Source organism: Flavitalea flava, from assembly GCF_054461575.1.
In genome coordinates, this window is the sequence record NZ_JBTLQH010000042.1 from 36,445 (window position 1) to 54,288 (window position 17,844).

General features: G+C 46.0%; 14 protein-coding genes and 1 other RNA gene. 9 read left to right on the top strand and 6 right to left on the bottom strand.

Going from position 1 to position 17,844, the window contains the following annotated elements; all coding sequences use genetic code 11:
• Window positions 1-29: 29 nt before the first annotated feature.
• Window positions 30-1,040: a zinc-dependent alcohol dehydrogenase family protein gene (locus ACX0G9_RS25660; RefSeq protein ID WP_459067828.1), complete on the bottom strand. Its 1,011-nt coding sequence runs from the start codon at window positions 1,038-1,040 to the stop codon at window positions 30-32.
• A 150-nt stretch (window positions 1,041-1,190) separates the two neighbouring features.
• Between ACX0G9_RS25660 and ACX0G9_RS25665 the strand changes: the two genes are divergently transcribed.
• A complete protein-coding gene (locus ACX0G9_RS25665) occupies window positions 1,191-1,571 on the top strand; it encodes a winged helix-turn-helix transcriptional regulator (protein ID WP_459067829.1) in 381 nt (126 codons plus the stop codon).
• Window positions 1,572-1,582: 11 nt separating this feature from the next.
• Here the strand turns inward: ACX0G9_RS25665 and ACX0G9_RS25670 are convergent, their stop codons facing one another.
• A complete protein-coding gene (locus ACX0G9_RS25670; protein ID WP_459067830.1) occupies window positions 1,583-2,215 on the bottom strand; it encodes a hypothetical protein in 633 nt (210 codons plus the stop codon).
• 30 nt (window positions 2,216-2,245) lie between these two features.
• Window positions 2,246-3,079, bottom strand: coding sequence for a hypothetical protein (locus tag ACX0G9_RS25675; RefSeq protein WP_459067831.1), 834 nt, complete (start codon window positions 3,077-3,079; stop codon window positions 2,246-2,248).
• Window positions 3,080-3,194: 115 nt separating this feature from the next.
• Between ACX0G9_RS25675 and ACX0G9_RS25680 the strand changes: the two genes are divergently transcribed.
• From ACX0G9_RS25680 to ACX0G9_RS25690, 3 genes are read left to right on the top strand one after another with little or no spacing between them, the layout of a single operon-like run.
• Entirely contained in the window at window positions 3,195-4,481 is a 1,287-nt protein-coding gene (locus tag ACX0G9_RS25680; protein ID WP_459067832.1) for a DUF3667 domain-containing protein, read from the top strand.
• A gap of 35 nt (window positions 4,482-4,516) precedes the next feature.
• Window positions 4,517-5,317: a nucleoside triphosphate pyrophosphohydrolase gene (mazG, locus tag ACX0G9_RS25685; RefSeq protein ID WP_459067833.1), complete on the top strand. Its 801-nt coding sequence runs from the start codon at window positions 4,517-4,519 to the stop codon at window positions 5,315-5,317.
• Window positions 5,318-5,326: 9 nt separating this feature from the next.
• The gene (locus ACX0G9_RS25690) at window positions 5,327-9,100 is read left to right on the top strand and encodes an ATP-binding protein (protein ID WP_459067834.1); all 3,774 of its coding nucleotides are present in this window, start codon (window positions 5,327-5,329) and stop codon (window positions 9,098-9,100) included.
• 78 nt (window positions 9,101-9,178) lie between these two features.
• Here the strand turns inward: ACX0G9_RS25690 and ACX0G9_RS25695 are convergent, their stop codons facing one another.
• The 3 genes from ACX0G9_RS25695 to rplU all read right to left on the bottom strand — a co-directional run bounded on the left by ACX0G9_RS25695 (window position 9,179) and on the right by rplU (window position 11,928).
• Window positions 9,179-10,900 carry a PHP domain-containing protein gene (locus tag ACX0G9_RS25695; protein WP_459067835.1) on the bottom strand — a complete coding sequence of 574 codons (1,722 nt, stop codon included), beginning with the start codon at window positions 10,898-10,900 and terminating at the stop codon, window positions 9,179-9,181.
• 396 nt (window positions 10,901-11,296) lie between these two features.
• The gene (rpmA, locus tag ACX0G9_RS25700; protein ID WP_459067836.1) at window positions 11,297-11,563 is read right to left on the bottom strand and encodes a 50S ribosomal protein L27; all 267 of its coding nucleotides are present in this window, start codon (window positions 11,561-11,563) and stop codon (window positions 11,297-11,299) included.
• A 62-nt stretch (window positions 11,564-11,625) separates the two neighbouring features.
• On the bottom strand, window positions 11,626-11,928 hold the full coding sequence (rplU, locus tag ACX0G9_RS25705) for a 50S ribosomal protein L21 (protein WP_459067837.1): 303 nt from the start codon (window positions 11,926-11,928) through the stop codon (window positions 11,626-11,628).
• Between the two features lie 130 nt (window positions 11,929-12,058).
• Between rplU and ACX0G9_RS25710 the strand changes: the two genes are divergently transcribed.
• The 5 genes from ACX0G9_RS25710 (at window position 12,059) to ACX0G9_RS25730 (ending at window position 17,679) form a co-directional block, all read left to right on the top strand.
• Window positions 12,059-13,552 carry a GH3 auxin-responsive promoter family protein gene (locus tag ACX0G9_RS25710; protein ID WP_459067841.1) on the top strand — a complete coding sequence of 498 codons (1,494 nt, stop codon included), beginning with the start codon at window positions 12,059-12,061 and terminating at the stop codon, window positions 13,550-13,552.
• 75 nt (window positions 13,553-13,627) lie between these two features.
• Window positions 13,628-14,797, top strand: a complete 1,170-nt coding sequence (locus ACX0G9_RS25715; RefSeq protein ID WP_459067838.1) for a 1-deoxy-D-xylulose-5-phosphate reductoisomerase — start codon at window positions 13,628-13,630, stop codon at window positions 14,795-14,797.
• Between the two features lie 244 nt (window positions 14,798-15,041).
• Entirely contained in the window at window positions 15,042-16,418 is a 1,377-nt protein-coding gene (gene rseP / locus ACX0G9_RS25720; RefSeq protein WP_459067839.1) for an RIP metalloprotease RseP, read from the top strand.
• Between the two features lie 72 nt (window positions 16,419-16,490).
• Window positions 16,491-16,862: a transfer-messenger RNA gene (gene ssrA / locus ACX0G9_RS25725) on the top strand.
• A 121-nt stretch (window positions 16,863-16,983) separates the two neighbouring features.
• Window positions 16,984-17,679, top strand: coding sequence for a hypothetical protein (locus ACX0G9_RS25730; RefSeq protein WP_459067840.1), 696 nt, complete (start codon window positions 16,984-16,986; stop codon window positions 17,677-17,679).
• The last annotated feature ends 165 nt before the right edge of the window (window positions 17,680-17,844 follow it).

Sequence of the window (17,844 nt, forward strand, 5' to 3'; positions counted from 1 at the left end):
GGATTAGCATCGGAGCTTCAGACCGGATTTTAGCACTGGCTGATAATGATCTTTCCAAAATAGTTGCCTGCTTCATAATAGCGGTAGGCATCATGTGCTTGCCCGAAGGAAAACACCTTGTCGATAACCGGTCTTAGTTTATGCGCGGCAATGGCCTGGTTCATGGCCCGGAAATGAGCCCTGCTGCCGGTGGCTACGACCCTTATGGAGGCGACGGAACCAAACAGCGTATTGAGATCGATAGTGGGGATGCCTGCTCCGAGTCTGCCGACAAAACTGATCTGTCCTTCCACGGCAGTTGATTTGATCGATTTATCGAAGGAATCGCTGCCGATCTCGATCACCTTTTCGACGCCCTTGCCGCCTGTTAATTTACGAACTTCGAGATGCCAATCCGGTGTGCGGCGATAGTTGATCACTTCATCCGCTCCGAGGGCTTTTAGTCTTTCTTCTTTCTCTTCGCTGCCGGTGGTTGCTATTACCCTGGCTCCGGCTAATTTGGCGAATTGCAGCGCGAACAAGGATACGCCTCCCGATCCCAGCGTTAGGACGGTCTCGCCTGCAAGGACCGGACGTCCGTCCATTAGTGCATTCCAGGCAGTGACAGCCGCACAGGGCAGTGTTGCTGCTTCATTGTAGGAAAGATGATCCGGGATTTGAACTACAGCTTCTTCCTGCAGGAGCGCAAATTCTGTTAGCAGACCGTCGAGGGATCCTCCTGTCTGGGCGGCATTCTCCCAGGAAAAGGGACCACCTGTCCAATGCGGAAATAAAGTGGCCATTACCCGATCCCCCGGTTTGGTGCGGCTTACACCCGGTCCTACAGCCACTACTTCACCAGCCCCGTCTGAAACAGCGACTACATCCGGCTGTTTGACCGGCAGCGGGTATCTGCCCCGGAGAATAGCGATCTCCCGGAAATTAAGCGAGTTGGCATAGACCCTGACCAATACCTGTCCGGGACCCGGAACAGGAGTTTCATGCTCCCTAAGGATAAGACTTTCCAGACCGCCGCCATACGTAACGTGATAACTTTTCATGGGAATTTACTTACTTTTAGAAAGTCAAAGGTAATTGGTAACTGAACACCGGACAAGAAGGCACCACCACGTTATTCAGTTACGTCGGGGTAAGTATAGTTGGAAATCAGGAGAATAGGTGGCCATAAATTTTAAGAAAAACCCAAAATTATGAGTGCAGGTAAAAAAGAAAATTTCGAAACGATATTCGATGCCGAGGGTTGCCCGGTCAGACTGATATTGGATCGTTTCAGCGACAAATGGTCCCTGCTGGTGATCCTGGTCCTGGAAAGAAAAACTGTCCTGCGTTTTAATGAACTGGCGAACCTCATTGGCGATGTATCCCAGAAGATGCTTACGGTCACCCTTCGGACCCTGGAATCCAATGGACTGGTATCAAGAAAATTATATCCCGAGATACCGCCGAAGGTTGAATATCGTCTCACTGCCCTGGGCAGGAGTCTGGTCCCTCATGTAGAGGCATTGCGTCTTTGGGCCATTGAAAACCGGGCGGCCATTACCAAAACGAGAAAAAAGTATGAGAAGGCCTAGAACAAGATGATTTAGGGGAGAAATCCATAATCAACTACCCGGCGCAGGTATTGTTTGTCCCGGATAACCCAGGTAAATTCGCTGCCTTTGTTCTCTATATTCAACATATAGATATAGAAACTGTGTTTGTCGACGGATAGATAAACTGCGTTCCGGGTGCGAGTGGATCCGGATTGATTGAAGCTGAATTTTGGATCATAGAGATCGAAATAAGCCGAAGCAGGAACAGGGATCGTGTCTTTACCTATCACCACGGTAATCGATTCTATGTTTGTTTTTGGGATTTCACCGTAATTCCCGCCATAATAGGGTTTGCCGTCGATCTTAACAAGATGTTTTTCCGAGAACATCAGCTTATGCATGGTCGGATGGAATATACCGGTCCGGATGGTGACCTGGATATTCTCCCCTTCGAATACCATCCATTTGGCATCATATTCTTTTATGGGAATGGTGTTCAACTGGGCCTTACCGATGCTTTCATCAACGGCAGCCAGGGCGAAGGACGCTATATCTGCCCGGAGCGGTTTGTCCGGGATCTTGACGAAATTATCCTTTTTATTGCGGTAATCCGGATAATCGAGATCCTGGGCCTGCGTGAGGGCGGCAGAAAGAACCAGGACCAGGGTGAAAAGAATACGCATATATTAAATAGATTAAGAGCCGCAAGCCAGCTATTTATAACTATACTCAATCCTGCCCAGCAAGATTTTTTTCTTATTGAAACAGGATTCCTTTGCCTTCAGATTTTTATCATTGTACTCGTAATACCATTTCTGATAATCATTGCTTCCTGCCGGTACGACCAACATGGACAAAAGGTTGCCCGTTTCACTGTATTCAAAAATGGTTTCCGGCAGCAGCCGTTGGGCCTTGGCATTATATCGCACGATATCCGTAAGCCGGTTGGCGTCGTCATAGTAATAATAGATAATTGGCAGATCGGTTTTTTTACGGGTAGCCCTTTCTTCTGCAATATTTCCTTTTTCGTCCCTGACGAAGCGTACAAGGGTGCTATCATTGCCGTTCTTGATCTTTAGCATGGAAGTTGGTTTTCCTCCCTGGTCATATTGCCAGAGATGCTGCTCTACGTCTTTTAACTGGTTATCCGTTTCGAGGGAAGTATTGGTAATGACCTGTAGCCAGCCATTGGGGTCATATTGATATTCGGAGCTGCTCTTATAGGTATCACTGGTATCAACCGTCCGGACAGGAGCTCCGGTAGGGGAATAATAGACGATCAGTCTGGATTCGGTGGTTCCGGAAGACCGGGTATAAGTCGAGATCCGGGAGAAATCCCCGCTGACTTCCTGTTCTGCCTGGAAACCTTCCGTAGGCCGGCCATCCCCTTCCAAACTGCTGAGGGTGACCATTTTTACCTTATTTTCCTTGTATAACTTCCATTGGCTGGTCGTTTGCCTGGTCAGCACCAGGTCTTTGTAATAATATTGGGCTGCACAGGTCTGACAAATCAGGATCAAAAGGCTAAATCCGGTAATACACTTCATTCGGTCCATTTGGGAGCAAATTTAGAAATCATTACCCTAAACGAAAAAATACCTTTTTTAATGTATCAGAACCTGCTAAGTTTGTTATTTTAGTCAAAATTTCCCCGCAAGTCACATGTCGCATCTAAAGGAAAGGAAAGAAAAGATCTGTTTGAACTGCCATACCGCCTTATCCGGGCGGTATTGTCATGTTTGCGGACAGGAAAATCTGGAGCCCAAAGAAACCGTCTTGCACCTGATCCTGCATTTTTTTAACGACATCACCCATTTTGACGGGAAATTCTTCAGTACGGGAAAATACCTGATCCGGAAACCCGGTTTTTTATCCAAAGAATATGTGGCAGGCCGCCGGGCCAGTTATCTGAACCCCATCCGGATGTATGTATTCACTTCTGCCATTTTTTTCCTGATCCTGTTCTCCCTGAAAAAGCCGGACGACCTGGTTCATATGAATATGAATCTCACTCCGGAAAACCAGGGAGTCAGAAAAAATCTTGCTGAACTGGAACAAAGAGAAAAGGAACTGGAGACCAAGCTGAACAGTCTGACCGATTTTGTAGATAAGGAGGACAAACAGGATCTGCAGGAGCAGATCATCAAACGGAAAGCCGAAATAGCTGCTATCAAAACAGTTTATGGAGATACGACGACCCGGACTTTCAGCTCCAAAGAAAGAAAGGCGATCGTTGCGCAGGAAAAAAAGGTGATAGTTGATACCGGTTTCCGGTACAGTTACAGGTACAAATCCAGGGACAGCAGTTCCCAACATGCTGTTGTCAAACAGAATGATACAGTTAACAGCAAGGACAATGATATGAGCGTTTTAGGGACGATGGCGGGCGGGTACGAAACGGTGGAGGTTTATGATTCTGCCCAGCAGAAATTGCCGGAGGACCAGCGGGATGGATGGTTCAGCAATACGATGAAACGTAAGATAATTGCTGCCGCGTCGGAATTTCGCCATGACAGGAAACATTACCTTGAACATTTCCTGGAGAACCTGTTGCATTCTTTCCCCAAAATATTATTCTTTTCCCTTCCCTTTTTTGCCCTGATCCTGAACATCCTTTATTTCCGCCGGAAAAAAGAGTTCTATTATGTGGATCATGGCATTTTCACTATTCATGTCTATTGTGCTACGTTCATTTTGATAATGGCGATCGTGTTACTGCAAAAACTGTCCGCTCTTCTTGGCTGGGGTTGGTTCGGGGTACTGACAAATATTTCCATCTTTTTCCTGGTACTCTACATCATGATCTACCTTTACAAGGCCATGCGGGGATTTTACGGGCAGGGAAGATTCAAAACCTTTATCAAATATTCGTTGGCCTGTATGCTGGCCTTTATCGTCAATACGATATTGCTGATCTTGTTTATTTTGATCTCTGCCATATCGATCTAAAAGTCGGCCCTCCGATTTAGCAAAAAAATTATTATATGAACGAAATTACGGCTTCTTTCAAACGGCTTGTGGAGATCATGGATGAGTTAAGGGAAAAATGCCCCTGGGATCGTAAACAGACCATTCAGACCCTTCGCCCGCTCACCATCGAGGAATTGTATGAACTTGCCGATGCGATCACGGAAGAGGACTGGAAAGGGATAAAGGAAGAATTAGGAGATCTGCTCCTGCATATTGTCTTTTATGCCCGGATTGGAAAAGAGCAGGGAAAGTTCACGCTGGAAGAAGTGATCAATGGGGTATGCGATAAACTGATCAGCCGTCATCCGCATATTTACGGTGAGATCACCGGTCAGGAAGGCCTGGTGGAAGTCACCAATGAGGAAGATGTCAAACGGAATTGGGAAAAGCTGAAACTGAAAGAAGGCAAAAAATCTGTGCTTAGCGGAGTGCCGCTTGCCTTACCGGCAACGGTGAAAGCCACCCGGCTTCAGGAGAAGGCCGGAAAGATCGGTTTTGAATGGGAGGAGGCAGCCCAGGTCTGGGACAAGGTGAAGGAGGAAATGGATGAATTACAGGAGGCCGTTATGTTGAAGGATCAGGCTAAAATAGAAGAGGAATATGGGGATCTGGCGTTTTCGCTGGTCAATTACGCACGGTTTTTGCAGTTGGATGCGGAGAATTCCCTGGAGAAGGCGAACAGGAAATTTATCAGCCGGTTTACCCGGATGGAAGAGGTTGCTCAATCCCGGGGAAGGTCGCTGGGCGATATGACCCTGGAAGAAATGGACAGCATCTGGAATGAGATTAAGGAACAGGGGATTCCAAAACCATAAACCATAGGATTGAAGTCTTTTCTTATTAATATTTTCCGCAAGAACAGTCACCTTTTATTGGCGGCTGCCATATTATTCTTCAGCGGATATTTTCTGAACCTGTATTACAACAGCGATACTTCGGTCAGTATGCTGCGTAATTCCATTCAGTCCTTTTTGCAGGACCGGGAACATGATTTTGACAAACTGACCCGGGATACCGCACTGATCGGCAGACTCTGTAAGAATCAATATACGGAACAGGAACTGAGCACACTGACCGAAAAGAAATACGGAGTATTCCTGTATGAGATCGATTCCATTGGGGTACCGGCGACCCTGAAATTCTGGAACGATCAGCAATCGCTCCCGACACAAGCCCTGTTGGAGGATACCGACGGTCATCGTTTTGTCCGTCTCAGCAACGGGCAATATGAATGTATCCGCAAGACCCTGGAACTCCCGGATAAAAGGACCCTGGTGGCCATTGCCCTGATACCGGTCTATTGGCAGTATTATATTGCTACCAGCAATATGGTGCCTGAATTTACCGACTTCCCTTCTGCGGGGGAAAGGGTAACGATAACAGAAGAGCCAACGGCCTTTCCGGTAAAAAATTCCTTTGGAAACATCTTGTTCTACCTGGCCAAAAAACCGGGTTACCAGGCGCCATCCCACAATTGGCTGATCCCGCTGGTGGTCCTGCTGGGTGTATTGCTGGTTCTGGTCATTTTCCATAACGTATCGCATACCATCCGGGAAAAATGGGGCGCGGCACTGGGGATCGGCTTTCTGATCTCGGTGATCCTGCTACTCAGGATCCTGGTTTATTTATCTCCCGATCAGCTTAATTTACGGCAATTCGAGTTGTTCGATCCAACGATCTATAGTTCGAGCATCGTGTTGAGTTCTTTAGGGGATCTGATCATTAATGCCTTTTTGTTTTGCTGGATCATCCTGTTCGTCAAACGGGAGATCAGTGAATACACCATTCCGGAGTCGGAGAAAAAATGGAGGAATTGGCTCTGGACCGTATTGCTCCTTTTTCTGATGGTGATCACGACCTTTGCCTTTGCCAATATTGTTCAGTCTTTGGTAAGGGATGCCAAGATCTCTTTTAATGTGACCAATTTCTTCAGTCTGCTGAATAATTACAGTTTTGTCGGTTTTATTGCGCTGGCTGCCCTGGCCCTGGGCTATTTCTTTTTGTCGCAGGTCCTTTTTCAACTGGTGGGTTATCTGATCCGTTCCCTTTCCATTGTGCTGTATATCCTCATTGGGTTTATCGGGCTGCTGATGCTGACCTTTATCCGTAAACCGGGTACGGTAGAACTGGATATCTTCGTCCTGTTATGGCTGCTGGCTTATGTATGGCTGATGCAGCGGAGGATATTCTCCGATCTCCGGTTCCGATTGAATGTATCGGAAGTCTTGTTCTGGCTCTTTATCTTTTCCACGTCTATTTCCTCCGTTATTCTTTTTGAGACCCGGAAAATGGAGGAAGATAACCGGAGAAGGATGGCCGAAAGTTTATCCGAACAGGCCGACCCTTCCAGCGAAAAAGTGCTGAGTATCGTATTCAGTTATATCGATAATGAATACCTGAGCCAGCATTTTTCGAGGTTCAGGGACCCCGTCTCCAATCTGGCCATGAAAGACAGCATGGTCAATCAGAACTTCAGCGCCTACCAGAATAAATTCGATACAAGGCTGTATACCTATACCGGGGATGAGAAGCCTCTTTTTAATGAGCCTTCCATCTCTTATGATACCCTCAATACTATTTTTACCGTACTGGGTAAAAAAACGGATATCCCGGACCTGCGGTATTATGAAAAGTCATTTGACAAGTATACCTACATTTATAAAAAATCGATCAAACAGGATAGTTCCGGAAAAATGGAAGGTTACCTGTTCATTTTAGCCGATCCCAAACGGTATAAAACGGAAGATGCGCTGGTTCCGGAACTTTTCCGGCAGAAAAAAGAGAACCTCCCCGGATATTATGGATATTATGCTATCTATAACAGAAGAGAGCTGATCAGCGATAATACGGATTACCCTTTCCCTACTCATCTTTCCGCTGAGCAGATACCCAAAACGGATTTTGTACATGTCCGCAAAGGCCCTTATGACGAACTCTGGCACCGGATCTCCGATGATAATTTCGTGGTTGTCGTAAAAAGGGATAATTCAGCAATCGAGGATATCACCTTATTTGCCTACCTGTTCAGCGCCTTCCTTTTCCTGGTAGCGTTGTTCCGGCTGTCCGCCCTGCTCATATGGTCCCGTTTGCATTGGAGCCAGTTAAAGACCTATTGGCAGATGAATATCCGGTCCCAGATCCATACGACCATCATTTTCATCAGTCTCTTCTCCTTTGTGGTGATTGGCGTGGCCACGATCCTGTTCTTTTATAACCGGTATACCCGTAATAACCAGGACAGGTTGAGCATGGCCATGCAGATCATGGTGAGCGAGGTTCAGAGCAAACTGGCGGGTAGGGTAAGTTCCGGAGAGGAATGGAGATTATATTATCCCGAGGCCAAACGCGGTCTGCAACACCTGATAGAAGAGATCGCCCAGGTCCACAGCACCGATATTAACCTGTATGACCTGGACGGAGATCTGCAGGTCTCCTCCAATCTTTTTGTTTATAATAAAGGGATCCTCAGTAAAAAAATGCATCCCCAGGCTTATTATAATCTTCACCAGCTGAATACGATCCAGTTCACGAATTTTGAACAGGTGGGAGGGGTTTCCTATGTCAGCATTTATCGCCCGTTGCGCGACCAGAACGGGAATGCCTATGCTTATCTGAATATACCCTCCTTTACCACGCAGGATGAATTAAAAGAAGAGATCTCCAATTTCCTGGTTACCATCATCAACCTGAATGCCTTTATTTTCCTGATCGCCGGGACGATCGCCTTATTCCTGACGAACCGGATAACCAATTCCTTCACCCTGATCTCCGAAAAGATGCGGCAGGTGAACCTGGGCAAAACGAATGAAGAAATAGAATGGAAACGCAATGATGAGATTGGCGGCCTGGTGAAGGAGTACAATAAGATGGTAAAGAAACTCGAGGAAAGCGCCTCTGCTTTGGCAAAGAGCGAAAGGGAAGGAGCCTGGAGGGAAATGGCCCGGCAGGTGGCTCATGAGATCAAGAACCCGCTGACCCCCATGAAACTGAGCATCCAATACCTGCAGAAAGCTATCGATAATAATTCGGCGAATGTGAAGGAACTGGCCGGTAGCGTAGCCAAGACCCTGGTGGAACAGATCGACCATTTATCCAAGATCGCCTCCGACTTTTCCCAGTTCGCCAATATCGGCAATCCCCGCAACGAAGTCTTCGACCTGCATGAAATGTTATACCCGCTCACTTCTTTGTACGAAATGACAGAGAACCTGCTGTTCAAATGGGTGCCGGTCCATCAGCGGATCATGGTCTTTGCCGATAAAACGCAATTGAACCGTTTGTTCACCAACCTGCTGCAGAATGCCCTGGAAGCCTGCGAAAGCAATACCAAAAAGGTTGTCAGTGTGAGTGAAGAACTGAAGGACCATTCGATCATCATAAAGGTTACCGATAACGGAGAAGGTATTCCCCCGGACATGCAATCGAAAATCTTCATACCCAACTTTACGACCAAGTCCTCCGGCACCGGTTTGGGTCTGGCGATGAGCAAGACGATCGTCGAACAGGCCAAGGGCAAGATCTGGTTCCAGACCGTTGTAGGGGAAGGCACCACCTTCTATGTGGAATTGCCGTTCCTTCGGGCGTTAGAACAAGCTTGAGGCTTGAAGCTTTAACCTTGATGGTTGCGGCTTGCGGCTTTCAACTTGCACCTTGAAGGTTGCGGCTCGCAGCCGTCCTTAAATTCCCCTTGCTTTTTTTCTTGCTGCAAGAAATGCCTGAAATTGGGCGAGCGAAAAACTGCTCAGGTTCTTTTCCGGTGTCAGCCCTGCCTTCTGCGCAGCCAGCACGCCATATTTTATATCCTTGTAACCCTTGGTGGAGTGGGCATCTGGATCAATGGAGATCAGTACATTTTTTTCCAGCGCATAATGGATCCAGCGCCAGTCTATGTCCAGTCTGCGGGGATGAGCATTCAATTCCAGCACGACCTTGTTTTCAGCACAGGCATCGATGATCTTTTTATGATCCACCGGATAGCCGGGACGGCTTAGTAACAGACGGCCGGTCAGGTGTCCGAGAATGGTGGTATAGGGATTCTCTATAGCCCTGAGCAAACGCATCATCGCCTTTTCTTCATTCATCTTAATATTGGAATGGACCGAAGCGATGACCAGGTCAAAGGTGGAAAGGATATTATCCGTATAATCCAGGGTGCTGTCACCCAGTATATCGCACTCGATGCTCTTAAAGATCACAAAGGGGGCGAGTTGCGTATTCAGGGTCTCGATTAGCTGGTGTTGTTCTTTGATACGATCCTCTTTCAGGCCGTTGGCATAACCGGCGCTCTTGCTGTGGTCGCTGATGACCAGGTATTCAAAACCCTTATCTATACAGGCTTTCGCCATTTCTTCCAGGGAATTTGAGCCATCGCTCCAGGTACTGTGACTATGAATGATAGCTCTAATATCGGAGACCTGGACATAATCGGGGTGTTCGGCCTTTTCCAGAATAGTCGCTTGTTCTCTCCGGTAAGGAGGGATGAAGGGTAGGGAATGGGCAGAAAAAATATCCTCTTCCGCGGCAAAAGGATGGGTGCGATCCCAGTTGGGTCGTTGTTGCCAGGCCTCCAGGAATTCGTTACTGCAGCTGGTTTCCAGCAGCGTAACGGCAAAATTTTCCGGACGGGTGAAAATGAATTCACCATTTATCCCTTCGGGGCCTTTGAACAGGATTCGCTTCGGGCTCTCGGTATTTGCACCAAGCCCTTCATTTGCACCCGGATTTTTATTTGCTCCCGGCTCTTCTACAGAGAATCCATTAGCCTCAAAAAATTGTTTGGCAGCATCCGGGCTGGCGGTCGTTACCCATTGCAGCCGATCGATGATCTCCAGGTTACGGCGGAAGGCTCCTGTCAGTTCGATTTTTTCGTTGATAAAATATTCCTGAAGATTGGCGGTCAGGCTCAGGGCATGGGTTTCAACGTCTGCATACAAATGGCTTCCCTGGCTTTTAAAGAAAAATTCGATCGACTCCCGGACATTGTTTTGTGTCTTTTCACCAAAGCCCTTAAACAGAAGAAGCCTGTTTTCCTGACAGGCGTATAGTAGTTCACCAATGGACTCGACTTCCATTTCCTTCCAGATGGTGATGATCTTTTTCGGACCGAGCCCTTTGATCCCGAGCATTTCGATTATACCGGGAGGGGTCTTTGAAATAAATTCCCGGAGAAGGGGTAATTCCCCGTTTTTTATGGTATCCAGGATCTTTTTGCCGATCGCGTCCCCGATGTTCTTTACCGCGGTCATCTCGGCAAGAGACATTTCGGTCAGGGGGCGGGGTAGCTTTTCTATCGTATATACGGCATTCGAATAGGACCGGATCTTGAATGTATTTTCGCCATGGATGTCCATTAATTTGGCGAGCATATCGAATTGGTCGGCTATAAAGTTGTTGTCCATTTGGAAAGAGTTATGGAGAATTATACCTAAAGATACTTATGAAACAATTAGGAAACGGAATCTGAAAGCCACTAAATACAGGGGTTTCGGGAGATTTTGTGTCGATTTCCGGTTTTATTTTGTTGGGGGAGCTACCAAAATGAAAAAGTCCCGAATCGCTTCGGGACTTTGATATGATTTGCCAAAAAAAAGAAACTATTTCTTCTTAGCGGCTTTCTTTGCTACTTTCTTTTTAGGAGCAGCTTTCTTTTTGGGAGCGGCTTTTTTCTTAGCGGCTTTTTTTGCAGTTGCCATTTTTTTTGAATTTAATTGGTTAGTAAATCAATTTACAGACATAAAAATAGAAACTTATTTGAAAAAACCAAAAAATATTTTTGATTTGTTCAAATATTTTTTTTAAGCACCTACTTCTGCTGCATTGATACTAACATGGGTTTTGTCGCCTTTACCCTTCTTAAATTCAACTAAACCGTCAACAAGTGCAAACAAAGTGAAATCTTTTCCAACACCGATATTCTTTCCAGGATGGTATTCAGTACCTCTTTGACGAATAATGATATTGCCGGCGATTGCAGGTTGACCACCGTAGATCTTCACTCCAAGACGCTTACTCTGTGAGTCGCGGCCGTTCTTTACACTACCTTCACCTTTTTTATGTGCCATCGTATAAAAGTTTGTAGTTAATTATTTTTTTTCTTTTGTAATCCGGAAAATAAATTCCTGAATTATTCGATACCGCTGATCTTAATCTTGGTATAGTGAGTACGGTGACCGTGTTTTTTACGGAAACCTTTCCTTCTCTTCATTTTAAAGGCTATCACTTTATCACCCTGCACCTGTCCGATGATCTCGGCCTTGATGACAGCCTTGATATCGTTACCAAGGGATAATTTCCCGTCGGTATCCACAAGGAGTACCTCTGCGAATTCTAATTTATCGCCGGCGTTGCCTGCTACATGAGGAACGTACAATGTTTGGTCTTTTTGGACCTTGAATTGCTGGCCGGCTATTTTTACTACTGCGAACATACTTATTCAATATTAGGGTCGCAAAGGTAAGGGGATTTCACGAAAAAAAGAAGGAAGTTCAGAAAAAAACCGGAGGGGTGGCGAATTTAAGGGAAAATGAGCATTTTAATGTAGGTTTGTCGCCATGAACGTGAAGATAAAATCACTCTTGGCAAAGCCGTTTGCCAGTTATATATATAGTGGTATAAAGAAGGGGATGACTACAGCGGTAGAGGATCAGGCAGCCATACTCAAAGACCTTATTAAAACCGGCAAACTGACGGATTTTGGAAAGGATCATCAGTTTCACCAGGTTTCAGGGTATGAGGAGTATGTCAAGGCTGTTCCCGTCCGGGATTATGAGCAGTTCAAACCCTATATAGAGCGGATCAAAGAGGGGCGGCACAATGTATTATGGAAGGGCAAACCGCTTTACCTCGCCAAAACATCCGGTACCACCAGCGGGGTAAAATATATCCCCATCTCAAAGGAATCCATTGGAAATCACTTTAATACGGCGCGTAATGCGGTTATGTGCTATATGGCCGAAACGGGCAATACGTCCCTTATGGACGGAAAAATGATCTTTTTATCCGGTTCCCCCGAACTGGAAAGGGTCGGAGGCATACCGACAGGGCGGTTAAGCGGTATTTCGAACCACCAGGTGCCGAGCTATCTCCGTCGCAATCAGCTGCCTTCCTATGAAACCAATTGTATTGAAGACTGGGAGACCAAACTCGATAAGATCGTGGAAGAAACGATCAGCCAGGACATGGCCCTTATCAGCGGTATTCCGCCCTGGGTACAAATGTATTTCGACCGGCTGGTCAAGGTTAGCGGGAAACCCATAAAAGATATTTTTCCGGGTTTTTCCGTCTTCGTTCACGGAGGGGTGAATTTCGAACCCTATAAGGCCAAACTTTTCGAAAGTATCGGCAAAAAGGTAGATACGATTGAAACGTTCCCGGCGTCCGAAGGATTTTTTGCTTTCCAGGACACCCAGGAGGAAGAAGGCCTGCTCTTAAATACGAACAGCGGCATTTTTTATGAATTTATTCCGGCCGGTGAAATACATAAGGAAAACCCGACCCGTCTTGCGCTGAAGGATGTCAGGATCGGTGAAAATTATGCCCTGGTCGTCAATACCAATGCCGGTCTTTGGGGATATAGCATCGGCGATACCGTACGTTTCGTTTCCACCAACCCCTACCGGATCGTAGTGACCGGGAGGATCAAACATTTTATTTCCGCTTTCGGCGAACATGTTATCGGGGAAGAAGTGGAATACAGCCTGATGAAGGCTGCACAGGAGGCTGGTCTGCAGGTTACGGAATTCACCGTAGCTCCGATGATCCGTCAGGATAGCGGGAAATCTTATCATGAATGGTTTGTAGAGTTCGAGAACAAACCTGCCGACATGCGTGATTTTGCGATAAAAGTAGATACCAATTTACGGACAAAGAATATTTATTATGATGATCTGATCACGGGGAATATTTTACAGCCCCTTCAGATCCGCCCGGTAAAAAAGAATGGATTTATTGATTATATGAAATCGGTAGGCAAGCTGGGAGGGCAGAATAAAGTACCCCGTCTGAGCAATGATCGTAAACTGGCAGAGGAGCTGGAAAAATATATTGATTAGTTTATCGTTTCTGAGAACAATAACCGGGGTAATACGCATTCTTTTCCCGAATTCCAATCCCGAAATTTTTTAAACATGTCCAACGGTTTAATAAAAAAACGCATTGCTGTATTTGGATCCACCGGTTCTGTCGGCCGGCAGGCTCTTGAAGTCATTGACGCCAATTCTTCTGCTTTCAGCGCGGAAATATTGACGGCCCAAAGCAATGATGAGTTGTTGATCAAGCAGGCCCTCCATTTCAAACCGGATATCGTCGTGATCGGGGATGAAAAAAAATATCCCCGGGTGAAGGAAGCCCTGGCTGCTCATCCTATAAAGGTATTCGCGGGTGAAAAGGCCCTGGAAGAAGTGGCGGATATGGACAGTTACGACATGATGCTGGCGGCTATCGTTGGATTTGCCGGTCTGCGTCCAACCCTGAAAGCTATCGGTAACGGCAAGGCCGTCGCCCTTGCCAATAAAGAAACGCTGGTCGTCGCCGGGGATATTGTCATGCAGAAGGCCCTGGAGAATCGTGCACCGGTCATTCCGGTGGATTCCGAGCATTCTGCCATCTTTCAATGCCTGGTTGGCGAGACCCGCAACAGGATCGAAAAGATCATTCTCACTGCTTCCGGTGGTCCCTTCTTAGGCAAAAAACCCAATTTCCTGGTCAATGTCAAAAGAGATCATGCCCTTCAGCACCCCAACTGGAGTATGGGGGCCAAGATCACTATAGATTCCGCTACTTTAATGAATAAGGGTCTGGAGATGATCGAGGCCAAATGGTTATTCAATCTTCGTCCCGAACAGGTCCAGGTGGTGATCCATCCCCAGAGCATTATCCATAGCATGATTCAGTTCGAAGACGGGAGTATAAAGGCGCAGATGGGCTTACCCGATATGAAATTACCGATCCAGTATGCCATGGGGTTCCCCCAGCGTCTGGCGAATAATTTTCCCCGTTATGACTTTAAAAAGCCGAACACCCTCAATTTTGAGGAACCCGATACCAAAACATTCCGGAACCTGGTCCTGGCGACCGATGCCTTGAACAAGGGCGGGAATCTTCCCTGTGTGCTGAACGCGGCGAACGAGATCGCGGTATTTGCCTTCCTGCGAAACCGCATCGGTTTCCTGGATATGACAGATCTGGTGGAACGCACCATGCAACAGGTGCCTTTCATAGAACATCCCACGCTGGAAGAATATTTTGAAAGCGATGGCGAGGCCCGTAATTTCGCCGCCTCCCTGATAAAGCTCTGATGGTAAACAGGGGAGGAACGAACAAATTGATGGCAGCCGTGTTTAAACAAAAGGGCCTTACGGCGCCGGAAAAGGGTAATTCATAAAGAAATGAGAATTTTCCGTGTTTTTTTTCAATGGCGGTGGGATATTTAAAATTTAGCAGATATTTGGCAAGTTTCACCGGGTTAGCTGGAAAGATCAGATTCCCAATGACATTCATTAATTAATAAATTAAAATTCCGCCGCGGGTGGATTTCCGGATATGATACTATTAGCAATTGATTGGTCTGCGATCGGCATTAAAATACTTCAGTTCATTTTATCCTTCTCCATACTGGTAGTGTTGCATGAATTAGGACATTTTTTACCTGCCCGTTGGTTTAAATGCCGGGTGGAAAAATTCTACCTGTTCTTTAACCCCTGGTTTTCCCTGGTAAAAAAGAAGATCGGTGAGACGGAATATGGCCTGGGATGGATCCCTTTCGGCGGATATGTGAAGATCTCCGGCATGATCGATGAGAGCATGGATAAGGAACAAATGAACCAGCCTGCCCAGCCCTATGAGTTTCGCAGTAAACCGGCCTGGCAGCGTCTGATCATCATGTTGGGAGGTGTTACGGTGAATGTATTACTAGCCCTGGTTATCTTTATTATGATCATGTGGACCTGGGGTGATCGGTATATCCCTTCAAAAAATCTGGTATACGGAGTTTATGCGGATAGCCTGGGGCGCAGGATTGGTTTACAGGATGGCGATAAGATCCTTTCGGTAGCCGGTAAGGAAGTGGAAAGACAGGGAATGACGGGATCGGAGATCATCATGAGCCAGGCTAAGTTCATTACTATCGACCGGAACGGGCAGAAAATGAACATTGCCATACCGGAAGGTTTCATCAATCAATTAAATAAGAACCGTCTTGGAGGTTTTACTTATTTCAGATATCCCTTATTGGTGGATTCGGTCCTGCCATCAGCCAAGATCATCAGCGGAACCGTGCAGAAGGGAGATAGCCTGATCGGGTTCAATAAACACCCCATCAAATATTCAACGGACCTGATGGTCGCGATGCGTGATTACCCGAAGGAATGGAAAGGGACGAATGTAGACCTGGCCTTCCTTCGTAATGGAAAAGATACCGTTCATGCTTCCGTTAATATCAATGAAAAAGGGGAGAATGGGATCTTTTACAAAGGTCCGGATGAAGTACTCGGTGTAAAAGAAGTCAACTATACCTTCCTGCAGGCTATTCCAGCGGGTGTCCAGAGAAGTGTGTCGACGCTCACCAATTATATCCGGAACCTGAAATTGCTCTTTACCTCCAAAGAAATAAAAACACAGGATTCCCTGGGCAGTGTGGTTAGTATTGCCAATATCTTTCCTCCGGTCTGGGACTGGCAGAGTTTCTGGACCCTGACTGCGGTTTTCAGCATCCTGCTGGCCTTTATGAATATTTTGCCGATACCGGCCCTCGATGGAGGACATGCCTTGTTTACCCTGGTAGAAATGATCACCGGCCGCAAGCCAAGCGATAAGTTCATCGAATACGCCCAGATGGTGGGTATGATCCTGCTGTTCTCACTGATGGCTTATGCGTTGGGGTTGGATATCTTCCGGGTGGTTAAGGGATTGTTTAATTAGATAATTTTTTTTTTGTAAATTTGCAGTAATAAACCCGGAGACGTATTGTAAGATACTAATCTCAGGGAAGTTGGGGATGCCCGGTTTTGACAGCATAGATCTTTGAAAGTGTAAGCATGTCGTGCGTTGTGTAATTAGCACGTTAATCTGAATACTCACATTTCAAATGGCAATACTACGTATGCCATGGCTGCCTAATCAGTGATTAGATAGTCATTCGGGCCGTGTTGCAGGTTAGCCTGTTACCAAGCTTCACCGCCGACTCAAAAAAAATACAGGATGCTGCAACGGAAGGCTGTGCCCGTTGCTTAAGACCATCCAGCTAAGGAAACGATCGGTTAGTCCGGTTCCTGCCGTTTCCCGACAATTAATACCAGAATAAACATGTAGAAAGCTTTCGGCGAATATGTTTGGACAGGGGTTCGACTCCCCTCATCTCCACACGATAAAGGTGCAATAAATTGATTTTCAATGTATTGCACCTTTTTATTTTATGATTGTAGCGGAAATGCAGTAAAGATTTATTCTGGGCTGACCACCTTAGGTGTTAACATAAACTGATCTTATGAGACAAACACACAGAAATAAGATCGTAGAGTATTTAAACCAAAGTAAATATGGTCTTATAGCATTCGAATTATTTGACAGTCCCTACAGTCATGAACCCAATGTTACTAATCTTGAGTTCAAGAATTCCAAATTTGTCTTTAAGATAGAGCCGTTTCCGAGTAATTTCAACGCATACGCAATAAACTATACCGAATATGGACCAATGTATGTGTTAAATAATCCTTCCCCTCAATCCACTTTGACTATCGACGACATACTCATTTATATTGGTATCTGGCTGAAAAGACACGTGCAGCCCTATTTAGATGATCAGAATGCTGTTGATCTTTGGCAGGAATATAAAAAAGGGGTCGAATATCTGAAAATCGAAAATATAAACATCGAGGATACTGGCAGATTTTCTGCAGATGACGCTGCTAGAATAAGGCTCGCAATGGAGGGTCTCAAAGGCTTAATTGCGGAAAGATTCAACACTTCAGAGCTGCAACAGCAAAGCATAAATAAAAAGCTTGATTATCTTATTGAATCTGTAACAAGACTTTCAAAAACAGACTGGAAAGGCATTGCAATTGGAATAATATCAAGGATTGCAATAGCGCTTTCCCTTGATAGACAAAGAGGCGATCAACTTTGGCAACTATTTCAGCAGGTATTTACGATAATTCCTTTGATTACTGGAGGGGCAATCTAGTGGTTAAAGATACCGAAATCAGTTTTTATTCTTCACTTACCAATTCCGCATCACCAGGCCTAATGAATATTTCAAATCCTGCGGGATCGTAAGCATACGATCCGGAGCATCGATGTTATTCAGGAAGGAGAAAGTAGCTTTGCTTTCTGAAAAACAGTAAGCATG